Here is a 12,848-nt window from a genome sequence, read left to right on the forward strand (position 1 = left end):
GCTTGTACTATTAAATAGGTGAGCCTGGTGGTATTGGCAGGGCTTTAAAATTGTCAGGCCACTGCCCTGTTGTTAAAAACTGATTAATTTGCGACGCTAAATAATTTTTAAATGCACTGTCACCCACTTCAGGATGGCCTAGCAAAGAGTGCTGATTAAACTCATCAGCAAGCTTGCTTAAATAGAAATGTAGTTGCGCTTGCACTTCAGGGCTTAAACCGTCGTTAGCCACAAGATCAGCCATGGTTTTTGCCGTTAAGTACTGTACTCGCTGTGTTACTTTTCCTGTCATGGTGGCAGGTGCTGATACATTAAACACCTGTTTGTTTAACTGTTTAAGTAGCTCATCTAGACTATAAAAGCGGTTATCTCGTGCTTGTTGCTGCGCTAATCGATTTAATCGTTGAGTATTAAGTAATAGCGATAGGCTATGCTGCGCTGCCACTTCAGGTAATGCAAGTGCATCCATAGTTAAGCCGGTACGACCCACTATACTTTCTCGTGATTTAGACTCGCCATACGCCTTTGGTACAATCAAAGACAGTATCGACTCTGGCAGCGTTAAATTAGTTGCTTTTAGGGTGGCTAAAATAGCATTAACGGCTTGTTGCTGAGCCTCTTTAGCTACAACTTGGGCGCCTTTAACGGGTGCATCACTGCGAATTTCATAGTCATAATCAACGCCCGCAATAAGCTTTGCAACCGCTTCAACTTGATAACGGTGGAATAAGTAAAGTGGCACTAGCTTTTCTTCTAACTGCGACAGTGCAACCCCAGTTTTTATATTGTTAATACCAAACTGCCCTAGCGCCTGCTTTCGCACATCAAGTACTCTAAGTAATTCTTCACTTGGATTACTGCCATTATCCCAAAGATGCGCTGTAGGGTGAGCCCCACCTTTGGCACGGGCATCACTGTCAGAAATAAACGCTAAACCTTGTGCTTTATTTTGCTGCAAAATAGCAGCGAGTGCTTCGCTTTCATCTTGGCCGGTAAAATCACTGTAGCCATATTTAATCACTTGCGTATCCCATGCGCCCATGCCTTTAGCATAACCTTGAGATACATCTAACTGACCATTATCTGCAAAGCTCAATAACGGATGCGGATAATCCATCACCGAAGCTCGATTACTTACTGACGCAGCAAAGTTGTGCGCAATACCTAGTGTATGACCAATTTCATGAGCACTGAGTTGACGAATACGATCAAGTGCCATTGCATGTAAAGTACCTGCCACTTCATTGCCTTTTAAATAAGGCGCAGCGAGTGATTCAGCAATAAGGAGATCTTGACGCACTCGCAGCGACCCTAGTGTCACATGGCCTTTAATAATTTCACCTGTACGTGGGTCTATAATTGAACTGCCATAAGACCAACCTCGGGTTGCACGATGCACCCATTGAATAACGTTGTAGCGCACATCCATAGGATCTGCATTACTTGGTAGCACTTTAACTTTAAAGGCATTTTTATAGCCTGCAGCATTAAAAGCGTCATTCCACCATTGCCCGCCATCTAATAAAGCCGTTTTTACTGGTTCAGGTACCCCTGGATCTAAGTAATAAACAATAGGCTCTACTGGCTCACTAACTGCTAGGCTTGGATCTTTTTTTGCTAAACGATGACGCGGAATGTAACGCACGTACATAGACTCATCGAGCCCTGCTGCATAATTTTTATGCTCCACACTCCAATAACCCGATTGCGGGCTAAATTTTCGTGGCGTGTAATTATCATCAGGCAATTGAATAAGTGAATGGTGCATGTGCACACTCAAAGCGTAAGGATCAGCACTCACTTGGCGAACGTATTTACCTGGTTTAGACCCTTTAAAGGTGAGAATGGCTTCAAGTTCAGTATTTTTCAAAAATGCTTTTGAGCGATTCATAAATACCGCACTGCGTGACTCATCAAGGCTAAACTGCCCTTGCTTGCGCGCAGCTAAATTACGGCTTACGCCATGTACGTCACTCAGTAAATAAGGGGTGTAATCTATTAATGCAGCATTGTCATCTTGAGCGACAACTTTAAAACCCGCCAAAATGCTGGATGCAAACGCTTCTTTTACGCTTTGCTGCTCTGCTATATTACTCGTGTTTGCACGGTAGTAAGTATTTACGGCACGTAACATCACCTTGTTGCCAAAGCGCTCAAACTGTACCAAATAGGTACCGCCTAATTGGCCTCTATCTAAACCTATATCGTTAGAGCCAACGCCATAAGGCAAGCTATGCTGTAGTAAAAATTGTTGCTCAAGTTTATCAACTTTTAAATACACATTGCCGTTTTGGGTATCGTAAAAGAAAGAAAAATAACCAGGGAAATGGTTCATTTTTTCAGTAAATTCGTCAATAGACTTAATTGCTGCGTGCGCTTGAGTTATCATACAGAGCAGCACAGTAAAGAGTATGTAACTTAATCGTGATATTTTTTGCATAATCTTATCTTTGTTATTAGCGTTTTAAATGCGATGTAGGTACCCCATTATAGGGGGTTATTTATACAATACAGTTATTTAAGACGAATTTCAGCGCTCTAAACTAATCTCTCTCACATTATGATTAGTTTTAACACGTTATCAGGAAAAAAGAATGCGTAGACTCCCACCAGTATTACTAGAAGATGGCTGTTCAAGAGAACTTTTGTCGTTAATTCGTACTATTTTAGCGGCATGTAAAGAAATTTCATTTCGCGTCGGTCAAGGTGAATTATCGGGCGTATTAGGCTCAACCCTCGATGAAAATATTCAAGGCGAAACACAAAAGAAACTCGATGTACTGTCTAATCAGTTATTAAAAGATATATTGCTGGAGTCAGGCACAGTTAAAGCGATTGCCTCTGAAGAAGAAGATTATACTGTTGCCGGTAACCCAGATGCCGAGTACATTGTTGCATTTGATCCACTTGATGGCTCGTCAAATACCGATATTAACTCACTTGTAGGTACTATTTTTTCTATTATGAAAGCACCTGTGGGCTCAGATGCTGCTGATGAAAAGATTTTTATGCAACCTGGGCATCAACAAGTGGCTGCAGGTTACGTACTGTATGGCCCATCAACTATGCTTGCGCTAACAACGGGTAAAGGTACACGCATGTTTACCTTAGATAAAACCCAAGGTAGCTTTTTACTTACTCAAGATTTTGCCGCTATTCCTGCTAAAACTAATGAATTTGCAATTAACGCCTCTAACCAGCGCCACTGGGAACCAGCGATGCAAAACTACATTAATGACTTACTTGCCGGAGATACAGGCCCTCGCGCTCAAAACTTCAATATGCGTTGGATTGCTGCAATGGTTGGCGATGTTCATCGTGTACTTAGCCGTGGTGGTTTATTTACTTACCCAACTGACACTAAAGATCCTAATAAACCTAATAAACTGCGTTTACTGTATGAAGCAAATCCAATGGCAATGCTAGTAGAGCAAGCAGGTGGTATTGCTTCAACAGGCACTGAGCGTATTATGGATATTCAGCCTGATGCTATCCATCAGCGAGTTGCGGTTATTTTAGGCTCTAAAGACGAAGTAGAAACTTGCTTGAGCTATCATAAGTAAACTTTAAGAACAGGTTTTAGGTTTCAGGTGTCAGCTAGAGATTAGCCCAGTAGTGGTTACTAACATCTGAAAACTGTTGCTTAAAACCTTTCATACTTTCTGATAACCACCGGCTACTGTTGTAACAGCTTTAACAACTGTGCGAGCTTTTGATGAGTCAACTCGCCCATTTGCTCGCTATTACTTAGCGCGTAAATAACACCTTCATGCTCAGCGCAATTTATGTCATCTCGCGACTCAATAACATTTGCCCACAGCTGTAAATCGTCTATATCAATTTCTTTATTGAAACAACGCGTAAGTACATTAATTAGTACAGGCTTTGTGAGTGTGTACAGGTAGATTTTATTGCTTGCTGCGGTTGAAACAATCACACTAATGGCACTATCTCTTTGCTCGCCAAATGTAATAAATTCAGCCAATGCTTTTTGTATATTCATAATGTTTGTTATTCTTGCTGCTCTACTGTTAATAAGACCTAAAATGACCCAGATAAACTGCAGCCAATGTAATACAACGCTTAACTGTAATGTTAATGATATAACCGCATGTTGGTGTTATCAGTTACCTGCTATTTTACCACTCGATGATACAGCAACCAGCTGCTTATGCCGCTTATGTACTCTTGCTAAAATAAATAGCTATTTAGAGACTATATACACTCAACCAATAAAAGCTCAAATCGCTTTTGCTAAACAATTTAGAAGCCATGATAATTTAATTGAAGGGTTAGATTACACCATGCAGAATAATTACATGGTGTTTAGTAAGTGGTACTTTTTAAAACGTGGTACTTGCTGCAAAAACGGGTGTAAAAATTGTCCCTATAGTTAAATTAGCCACCCACAGCAATAGGCAGTGAGCTATCAGCGCCCCACTCACTCCAGGAGCCGTCGTAAACACTTAAATTATTATATCCGCATTCATCAGCGAACAGTGCAAGTGCACAGGCAGTAACACCCGAACCGCAGCTAAACTGTATCTGGGTTGCATTACCGACTAATTCACTAAACTGTGTTTGTATAAAGTCGAGTGATTTTGCCTCGCCATTTTCTAATAAACTAGTTAAAGGTAGCGAGTAGCTATTAATAATGTGGCCGCTGCGCATACCCGCTCTTGGCTCTTTATTTTTACCGGTAAAGCGCTCATAAGCACGCGCATCTAAAATAACTGTATTGGCATCCTTAGTAGCACTTAGCACCTGTTTTTTATCAATAAAGTAACCAGGCTGGTAATGAGCAATAAAGTCGCCTTTTAGTGATGCTTGCGTATAGTTTGACTCAACCGCAAGCCCGAGTTCAAGCCACTTGGCTAAACCACCACTGAGCACTTTTACGTTATTAAACCCCATGGCTTTAAACATCCACCAGGCTCTAGCTGCACTGAATAACCCCGCATCTTCATAAATCACCACCAATGAGTCGTGATTAACGCCTGCTTTTTGCATCACCTGAGTAAATTGCTCTGCACTACACAAGGTATTGGGTAATGGGTTTGAAGTATCTGCGAGCTCTTTTTTGATATCAAACCGTTGTGCTTTGGGTAGCATAGCAACGGGCGAGTACTCCCCTGCAGCTGAGGGGCGTAGCATACCTGTATCAAAAATAACTAAGTTAGTTTGCTCTAAACGCGCATGTAACCATTTTGCACTGACTATGTTTTTCATCGTCTTGCCAAATTTAAGGAAATGAAATAGCTATATATTATTACAGCCTGTTTATAAACAGAATTTAGACTGGTTACAAATTATAATAATGCTAAAATAGCTGCTTTGAGGTTTCTAAATAAAATAAAATTATGCCAATCCCTTTTTACATTATCAATATGCAAGGCTGCGAAGACCGTTGGGAAACAACCCTAAAGCGACTTACCAGTCTACACTTAAATGCTGAACGTTTTGAAGCGACCATTGGCAAAAACCTTAGTGAACAAGAAATCCTCAAGTGGTATTGCCCGAAAAAAAATAAAAAACGTTACAATCGCAACCTATCTGCAGGTGAAATTGGTTGCTATGTAAGCCATATGCGCCTTTGGCAAAAAATGGTCGATGAAAATATCGCTTATTGTGTTGTATTAGAGGATGACCTTTTCATTGAAGCTTCACTTAAAGATGTTGTTGATGCGGCGCTTAAATTAAAAAACTGGGATTTAATCAAGTTATCTGATAATCGAAACTTTCCATTTATTGACAGTAAGCTATTAGAAAATAACCTAACAGTTGGCAACTATAAAAAAGCACCAAACGGCACTCAAGGCTACATCATTTCACTAAGCGGCGCTAAAAAACTACTGCAAAGAAAACCGTTTTTTAGACCGGTGGATGTCGATATGCAGTTTCACACTGAAGTAGGCCTAAATATGATAGGCATAAAACCCTATCCTGTTGCCGAAGATCGAAGCTTTATTAGTGAAATAACAAGCGCTAATGCAGGCTCTCATTCCAACCGCAGTACATTTATCAGAAATTTAATTCATAGATCGAGTATTCATAGGCAAAGACGATATAAAACTGCGGATCTTGCCAAAATTACAAGTGAGTAATACCCAGCATATTTTTACATGTATGCATTTGATTATAAAAATTAAATCTTAATAATTTCGCCACGCAATGGCGCCATTTTAGCTAAAATTTCATTTTGCACTGTATGTGAGATATTTTGCTCGTTCATTGCATTTATTAATAAATCGACAACGTGATTGAAGTCTTTTTCATTTATATTCATACCTGTATGAATCGCAACCATCGAGTCGCCTTTGTATTCACAAGGACCCTCAACCAGCGAACATAAATGGCTAATAAACCCTTGTCGAAAATGGCTAATATTACTGTGTTCAAAGTAATGAAATACCTGCTTGTCATTACCTATTTGGGCAATAAAACTGTCAGTTAACTTTTCAAGCCCAGCTCGCTCGCCAAGTTGGTGATACAGAGAAGTGTTAGGTTGTGTTGTACACCCTGAAAGTAAGCTTAAACAACAAAAAATAAATACACTCAGTTTCATTACCAATACCCCGTAACCGATAAATACCAGCCGGTTTGTTTATCAACACCAGCAATCCGCCCTAAGTCTAAATAGGCCGCCGTTACACTGACATGTTTATTAGGCATCCACGCTATAAATAAATCGCGCCAATCTTGTTCGCCTAAACCTAGGTTATTGGCTTTTTGTCGATACTCAATGCCAATAGCAAGTTCACGACTTACAAACACCGCACTACTTGCTTCTAGTAAAATATGGCTACCTTCATTAGCCCCTCCATATCCTAAAAGCCCTAACTGATTGGCTTTACTGTAACGAGTGGTCACATTCCAAAACCAGTTGTATCCAGCAAGTGCACCCAAATGTAATTTACTGGCTGCTAGGTACACATCTGTACCACTGGTATTTTTTGCACCAACCAAATTTGCAACTGTGCCATCATCCAGTGACTTATGCTGCACACCCATACTTAGTTGTGGCCATTTACTGTAAACTACATCACCATATAAACGAATTTTTGCCCCAGAAATTGACTGCTCTATTTCTGTATTGAGCGCAGGCACATCAAACTGCTGCACTGCATAACTCAGTTCAACACGATTAAATAGGTTAAGCTGCACACCACAGGCATCTAGGCGGTAATCTGTTACATCAGCACGACTACAAAAGCCATTAACAGCCCATTCGTCCTCACTAGCATAACCTGCTAGCTGCGCCCAAGGAACTAACCCTCCTCCTGCACTGCCTTCAACTTGAGACACGCCCGGTGTTGCTAATAGTTTTCCCGTTGCAGCTACAGTTAGCGTACTGCAAAATAAGAGTGTCATGCTCAGTAAAAATTTAATGTACACCCTGATATTCCTCTAACCATTGTTCTAGTTGTTGTGCTTTTAAAGGACGACTCAAGTAGTAACCTTGTGCATGATCGCATTGCATTTCATGAAGCAATGATAAAGACGCTGCCGTTTCTACGCCCTCGGCCACCACTGAAAACCCAAGTTGGTGTCCAAGTGTGATTGACGAGCGCACTATGTATTGATCTTTTTGTGACTCATGCAAAGTTAAAATAAAGCATTTATCTAGCTTAAGCTCATCAATAGGTAACATTTTTAATCGCCCCAATGATGTTTGCCCGACACCGTAATCGTCTAGTGATATTTTAACACCGATAGTTTTTAAGTTCTCTAACGCTTTGATACCTTGAGCTTCATTTTCGATCATATCGCGCTCCGTCAACTCAATAGTGACAGAACTTGGGCTTACATGATATTTCTTTAAGGTCGCGACTAACAAATTATGAAATCCCGCATGCGCAATATCTTGGGCTGACACATTAATGGCTGCCTGTAAGTGAATCCCTTTTTTATACCAATCGGCTATTTGCGCAATAACTGTATCGACAACCCAGGCAGTTAGTTCCACAATTAATCCTGACTGCTCAGCTAAATCAATGAACACTTCAGGCGAAACCCAACTCCCATCATCACGTTGCCAACGAATAAGTGACTCAACCTTATCAATTTTCTGACTTTTAATATTCAACTTAGGCTGATAAGTCATAAACAGTTGCCCGTTATCATCATCAATCGCTTGTTTGAGCTCATCAAGCATGATTAAACGGTCTAAGTGCGCCTCATCTTCACCATCTTGGTAGTAATGTAAGCTTTGTTGGCTTGTTGTAGCCGCATCAACAGCAATGAGTACACGCCGCATTAAATCGTCCGCTTTAACGCCTTGTCCAGGGTACTGCACAATCCCAGCGTTAAAACGCAAACTTATTTTTAAGCTTTTAATCTGATAAGGTGCCTGTAATTGCTCAATCAAATCGGCTACAGCACATTTTACTTGGTCAGCCTCCACACTGGGGTAAACCGTTAAAAACTCATCACCGCCAATTCGTGCATGAAATCCTCCAAGCTCATCAGAGAATTGACGAATACGGTTTGCCACCGCAATTAAACACTCATCTCCTACTTGCGGACCAAGCTTGTCGTTTATGTGTCTTAAGCCTTTTATATCAATAGCAACAAGCGTGTAGCATCTATCTTTAGTGAGCTGCTTTGCCAATAAATCTAACATAGCTGAACGGTTATAAAACCCTGTTAAGGTATCGTGATGTGCTTGAAAACTAATTTGCTGCTCACGCTTATTAATATCATTACCCATGTTATTAAAGGCGCTGACTAGCGTTGCTATTTCGCTGCTTTGTTTTTTACCTTCAAATTTAAATCGGTAGTCACCTTTGGCAAATTGCCTTGCGATAACCGCTAACTGTGTAAGTCCGCTGGTTAAGTTATTGGCAAGCAAACTACTGGTGATCACACCAAATAACATGGTTAGCACGGCCAATGTAACTAGCGTTAGCAATAGTTGCTCAATATCTCGATAACTTGAGGTTAAATCAGCACTTAGTAGTAAGGTGACCGGGTGTGATTGCAAAGATGGTAAAGCTATTTGTTGATTTTCATAGGCCAAATATTCAGCAAAAAAACGAGCTGTAGTTTTATTTTCAAAGTATTCTATAGGTTGAAATTTTTCAGGTTGAGGTGCAAACGAGCTTGCTGCAAAACTATCTAATTGCGCAACAAAGCTAACCTCCATACCGGTTAAGCTTTTCAGCTCAGTAGTCACAGCCGATGTGATTTTGAACCCGACTAAGCTGTAAGCGATAGTTCTGGGAGTTTTAACTGGCAATAATATTACTTGATAGAGCTGATTATTTAACACTACAAAGCTCGATTGTTCAGAATTATTTAATAATTCATCCATCAAGGGCTGTAGGTTATCTGCAAAATTTTGTGCATTCACATTAGCAGACACTAACCGCCCCGATAAATCGAGCAACAGCATTAAATCGGCATTGATCCGTTGGCTATGATTGTATAATACACTACTAATGGTGGCTGCATCGCGAGTAGCAACTGCCTGCTTAAAACCAAAATCAGCGGTTAACACCTTTGCAGCAGTTAATAGCAAGCTCTCTTTTGATTTTAAATATTGCTTATAAACGCTTTGCGCAACCGTTATATTTTGCTGTACTTTTTCTGCCTGAAACTTACTCGTAGACCACCAAAAACTCACTAAGCTGAGTAAAGTTGTAAGTAACACCAAGCCAACGCATAACGTTGTTATACGGCTACGTAAATTATTGCCCATTACCTTCCCTAAATTGACTGCCAAAGGTGTTACGTGGTGCAGGCGTAGACGTATTTATAGTGATTGATACCGGGCTGGTTGATTTTATATCAAACATTTTTTTATTATCCAAAGTCGCTGTTTGCAGTGAATGCCAGACACTGGCTTGCACAGGAAAAGAGTCAACTTGTAGCTTTATTTGGCCTTGCTCGTTGCTGGTATACACATGATTACTATTAGCGACATAAATATAGCCCACCATAGAATCGTGGATATTGCAGCCTAGAACAACAACCCCTTGATTATCAAACTTAATGGGATCTTCTGGCTGACCAGAATAGAGCTTTAATTGAAAGGGCTTTGCTTTTGAAAAAGAATATACATGGTGGCGAATATTATCGCTATTTGGAAAGTTAACGTACTGACCTTGATGCACAATAAGTAGCTGTGGTGAAAACTGTTTATCAACTTGATCCATTACCGCCGTGGGTAAATTGCCCGTAGTTTTTGAGGAAGGTAAATGATTTATTTCTACGACAGCATTAGGCAATACTTGGTCATGCTGATCTTTAATAACCAAATTAATAGTATTGCCAAAGGCCGACACACTAAACAATGCACCCAGTACTAATAAATAACGACGTTTTGCAATAACTTGCATTGCCCGCTCTAACATAATCACACCTAAATATTCACTATAGGTTAAGTTAATTAGAGACGAGCACTAATTGCAAGAATTATAGCTCAGTTAGTTAAAATAAATACTTTTTTACTAGTAAAAATGAGCATTGCTATGCCTGTCTACTTACTTCGCTAATTAACGATTAACCCGTAGTCAGTATCTAAAATTGCAATCACTTCTTGGCGCGGATCATTGGGTATAACGATCTCTTTACCGATAATTTTGCTAGCGATACCCACATAAGTGTCAGACACTTCAAGCATTACTGACTCAGGTAAAATATAATCTTTTGCTAGCTGCTCACGCTCAGCCATACGGTCTTTATTTAATAATACATCACTCTCTGGTACGTTATTAATTAACAGCTGACGAAAACCTTCCTTTGAATTTTCAACAATTTTGCCATTCTTATAAGATGCTTCATCCCAAATACGCGATGAATCTGGTGTCCCTACTTCATCAATATAAATAAGTTGCTGCACACCATTTAAATCTTCTACATAACCAAATTCAAATTTAGTATCGACGAAAATTTGCCCTAGCTTAGCTAACTCACCACTGATTAACTCGAATCCTTCTACCAATAATTTTTCGTATTTGGCGACATCGTCAGCCGATTTAAAATTGAAAACATCTAAGTTGTTCGTAATATTTTCACGAGTGATGTTTACATCATCTACGGCAGGAATATCAGCAACCCCTTCTATAATACCTTTAGTAGAAGGAGTTATAAGTACTTGCTCAAGCTTTTGATTCGCTTTTAAGCCTTCTGGAAGTTGCAAACCACAAAAGTGTCTTTCGCCTTTGGCGTAGTCGCGCCACATACTGCCGGTAATATATTGACGAGCAATCGCTTCAACTTTAACTGTACTGGCTTTACGAACAATCCATACGTATGGATGAGGAATATCAACAATATGATTACCCGCCAAACCGGCTTCATTAAACATGTTAAACCAATGAGCAGCCACTGAGTTTAATGCAATCCCTTTACCAGGAACGCCATTTAGGCCATTTTCACCTTGCCATATGCAATCAAAAGCAGAAATTCTGTCTGAAATAACCATAATGGCTAATTCAGTATCGGCAGGAACGTTATAGCCTTTTTCATTTATTAAGCGTTTGCTATCTGCATCAGTTAACCAATAAACTGAACGCACTTTGCCACTGTGTACTTTACCTTTAGTACGAATGGGTAAGTCATCGTTTACGTCTAAAACTTTATAGCTAGTCATGCTATCTCCGGGGTTTGGCATGCTCAAAGAGCAAAGTATGGAATTGGGGTTAGGCGCTCTATAATAATCTAGGCAACCACAAAGCTCAATCTTAGGCTAAAAACAAATCATCTCAGAATATTTATCTAGCTGACGCATTGGGGTAAACTTGCATGATTACTTGCCCTAAGGAGCTAGCTTGAACTATTTAACTGCCACTAAGAATAAGAAATATTTAATGTATATTTCTCAAAATTATTCCTATGCTATTTTAAGGCCATTGCAAGCAGAAATATTAGCTCAAGGAGGGGAAGTTAAATGGTTCTTAGAGGGTGATGAAGTAGACCCTAAGTTTTTAAAACCAACTGAACATCGCCTTGAATCAGTCAAAAGTATAAAAGATTGGGAGCCAGATGCTGTTTTCATACCAGGCAATACTATTCCAAGCTTTATTCCAGGAAAAAAAGTAGCTGTATTTCATGGTTTTAATTCTGGAAAGCTAAACAGAAAAGGTAAAGAAGACCATTTCAATATTAGAGGTTGTTTTGATTTATATTGTACACAAGGACCTAATACGACTTTAAGGTTTCAAGAGCTTGCTAAAAAGCATGGCTTTTTCCAAGTTTCAGAAACTGGTTGGCCCACACTAGATCCTCTGTTTAATGATCATGCAAGTAATCCTTATTTAAGTAAAGACTCTCGCCCAACGGTGTTAATCTGTTCTACATTTTCAAAACGCTTATCTCTTGCACCTAAACTTTATGAACAAATAAAACACTTTAGTGAAAGCGGTAAATGGCGGCTATTAGTTCAGTTTCATCCAAAAATGCCGCAAGAGTGGGTTGATAAATACCAAGCGTTGAGTAATGACAATCTAACCTTTGTTGAAACAGATAATGTTATTCCATTACTGCAATCTGCTGATGTAATGCTGTGCGATACTTCATCCATATTACTGATGTTTTTGGTACAACGAAAACCGGTTGTAACGTTTTGTAATAAAGCACCTGAAAAACACTTACTTGATATTACAGATAAAAATAACGTTGAAGCCGCAATAGACTATGCACTAACTTATCCAAAAGAACTGGTGGATAATATTGAAGCCTTTTGCCAAGAATTACACCCATACGCAGATGGTAAGTCAAGCCAACGAGTACTTTGCGCAACCAATGAACTGTTGCATAGTGATGAAAAGCTCAAAGCTAAACCGCTTAATCTTCTTAGACAATTTAAAATGCGCAAAAGACTTAACTATTGGAGTTGGTAAGCC

Annotated in this window: 12 protein-coding genes; 4 read left to right on the forward strand and 8 right to left on the reverse strand. The window is 39.7% G+C overall.

All coding sequences use genetic code 11. The annotated features are described in order from the left end of the window. Positions 1–10: 10 nt before the first annotated feature. A complete protein-coding gene (locus DK924_RS13485) occupies positions 11–2,440 on the reverse strand; it encodes a zinc-dependent metalloprotease (protein WP_109875430.1) in 2,430 nt (809 codons plus the stop codon). A 154-nt stretch (positions 2,441–2,594) separates the two neighbouring features. Here DK924_RS13485 and DK924_RS13490 point away from each other — a divergent pair, with 154 nt between their 5' ends. After that, positions 2,595–3,563, forward strand: a complete 969-nt coding sequence (locus DK924_RS13490; RefSeq protein WP_008115459.1) for a class 1 fructose-bisphosphatase — start codon at positions 2,595–2,597, stop codon at positions 3,561–3,563. 113 nt (positions 3,564–3,676) lie between these two features. Here DK924_RS13490 and DK924_RS13495 read toward each other — a convergent pair whose 3' ends face one another. Beyond that, entirely contained in the window at positions 3,677–4,003 is a 327-nt protein-coding gene (locus tag DK924_RS13495; protein ID WP_008115457.1) for a hypothetical protein, read from the reverse strand. A 43-nt stretch (positions 4,004–4,046) separates the two neighbouring features. On the opposite strand from DK924_RS13495, the gene DK924_RS13500 reads away from it, so the two are divergent. After that, a complete protein-coding gene (locus DK924_RS13500) occupies positions 4,047–4,397 on the forward strand; it encodes a DUF5522 domain-containing protein (protein WP_055012293.1) in 351 nt (116 codons plus the stop codon). Between the two features lies 1 nt (position 4,398). On the opposite strand, the gene DK924_RS13505 is transcribed toward DK924_RS13500, so the two are convergent. Next, the gene (locus DK924_RS13505) at positions 4,399–5,229 is read right to left on the reverse strand and encodes a sulfurtransferase (protein WP_109875431.1); all 831 of its coding nucleotides are present in this window, start codon (positions 5,227–5,229) and stop codon (positions 4,399–4,401) included. A 131-nt stretch (positions 5,230–5,360) separates the two neighbouring features. Here DK924_RS13505 and DK924_RS13510 point away from each other — a divergent pair, with 131 nt between their 5' ends. Further along, positions 5,361–6,104: a glycosyltransferase family 25 protein gene (locus DK924_RS13510; RefSeq protein ID WP_109875432.1), complete on the forward strand. Its 744-nt coding sequence runs from the start codon at positions 5,361–5,363 to the stop codon at positions 6,102–6,104. Positions 6,105–6,145: 41 nt separating this feature from the next. Here DK924_RS13510 and DK924_RS13515 read toward each other — a convergent pair whose 3' ends face one another. From DK924_RS13515 to DK924_RS13535, 5 genes are all read right to left on the reverse strand, one after another. Continuing rightward, entirely contained in the window at positions 6,146–6,565 is a 420-nt protein-coding gene (locus tag DK924_RS13515) for a group 1 truncated hemoglobin (RefSeq protein WP_109875433.1), read from the reverse strand. Continuing rightward, positions 6,565–7,371 carry a DUF3034 family protein gene (locus DK924_RS13520; RefSeq protein ID WP_375231856.1) on the reverse strand — a complete coding sequence of 269 codons (807 nt, stop codon included), beginning with the start codon at positions 7,369–7,371 and terminating at the stop codon, positions 6,565–6,567. Before DK924_RS13520 ends, DK924_RS13515 begins: the two co-directional genes overlap by 1 nt. 13 nt (positions 7,372–7,384) lie before the next feature. Next, positions 7,385–9,700, reverse strand: coding sequence for an EAL domain-containing protein (locus DK924_RS13525; protein WP_054202517.1), 2,316 nt, complete (start codon positions 9,698–9,700; stop codon positions 7,385–7,387). Then, the gene (locus DK924_RS13530) at positions 9,690–10,355 is read right to left on the reverse strand and encodes a methylamine utilization protein (RefSeq protein WP_010390495.1); all 666 of its coding nucleotides are present in this window, start codon (positions 10,353–10,355) and stop codon (positions 9,690–9,692) included. The genes DK924_RS13525 and DK924_RS13530 overlap by 11 nt, the downstream gene beginning before the upstream one ends. Positions 10,356–10,492: 137 nt before the next feature. Continuing rightward, positions 10,493–11,596 carry a phosphoribosylaminoimidazolesuccinocarboxamide synthase gene (locus DK924_RS13535; protein WP_109875435.1) on the reverse strand — a complete coding sequence of 368 codons (1,104 nt, stop codon included), beginning with the start codon at positions 11,594–11,596 and terminating at the stop codon, positions 10,493–10,495. A gap of 217 nt (positions 11,597–11,813) precedes the next feature. On the opposite strand from DK924_RS13535, the gene DK924_RS13540 reads away from it, so the two are divergent. Further along, complete coding sequence (locus tag DK924_RS13540) at positions 11,814–12,845, forward strand: CDP-glycerol glycerophosphotransferase family protein (RefSeq protein ID WP_109875436.1); 1,032 nt, start codon at positions 11,814–11,816, stop codon at positions 12,843–12,845. Positions 12,846–12,848: the final 3 nt, after the last annotated feature.

Source organism: Pseudoalteromonas sp. meg-B1 (assembly GCF_003173795.1).
GTDB lineage: Bacteria > Pseudomonadota > Gammaproteobacteria > Enterobacterales > Alteromonadaceae > Pseudoalteromonas > Pseudoalteromonas undina.

Excerpts from the sequence above, each read along its gene's own strand:
- DK924_RS13485 (WP_109875430.1), bottom strand. The coding sequence starts at position 2,440 with ATGCAAAAAATATCACGATTAAGTTACATACTCTTTACTGTGCTGCTC.
- DK924_RS13490 (WP_008115459.1), top strand. The coding sequence starts at position 2,595 with ATGCGTAGACTCCCACCAGTATTACTAGAAGATGGCTGTTCAAGAGAA.
- DK924_RS13495 (WP_008115457.1), bottom strand. The coding sequence starts at position 4,003 with ATGAATATACAAAAAGCATTGGCTGAATTTATTACATTTGGCGAGCAA.
- DK924_RS13500 (WP_055012293.1), top strand. The coding sequence starts at position 4,047 with ATGACCCAGATAAACTGCAGCCAATGTAATACAACGCTTAACTGTAAT.
- DK924_RS13505 (WP_109875431.1), bottom strand. The coding sequence starts at position 5,229 with ATGAAAAACATAGTCAGTGCAAAATGGTTACATGCGCGTTTAGAGCAA.
- DK924_RS13510 (WP_109875432.1), top strand. The coding sequence starts at position 5,361 with ATGCCAATCCCTTTTTACATTATCAATATGCAAGGCTGCGAAGACCGT.
- DK924_RS13515 (WP_109875433.1), bottom strand. The coding sequence starts at position 6,565 with ATGAAACTGAGTGTATTTATTTTTTGTTGTTTAAGCTTACTTTCAGGG.
- DK924_RS13520 (WP_375231856.1), bottom strand. The coding sequence starts at position 7,371 with ATGACACTCTTATTTTGCAGTACGCTAACTGTAGCTGCAACGGGAAAA.
- DK924_RS13525 (WP_054202517.1), bottom strand. The coding sequence starts at position 9,700 with ATGGGCAATAATTTACGTAGCCGTATAACAACGTTATGCGTTGGCTTG.
- DK924_RS13530 (WP_010390495.1), bottom strand. The coding sequence starts at position 10,355 with ATGTTAGAGCGGGCAATGCAAGTTATTGCAAAACGTCGTTATTTATTA.
- DK924_RS13535 (WP_109875435.1), bottom strand. The coding sequence starts at position 11,596 with ATGACTAGCTATAAAGTTTTAGACGTAAACGATGACTTACCCATTCGT.
- DK924_RS13540 (WP_109875436.1), top strand. The coding sequence starts at position 11,814 with ATGTATATTTCTCAAAATTATTCCTATGCTATTTTAAGGCCATTGCAA.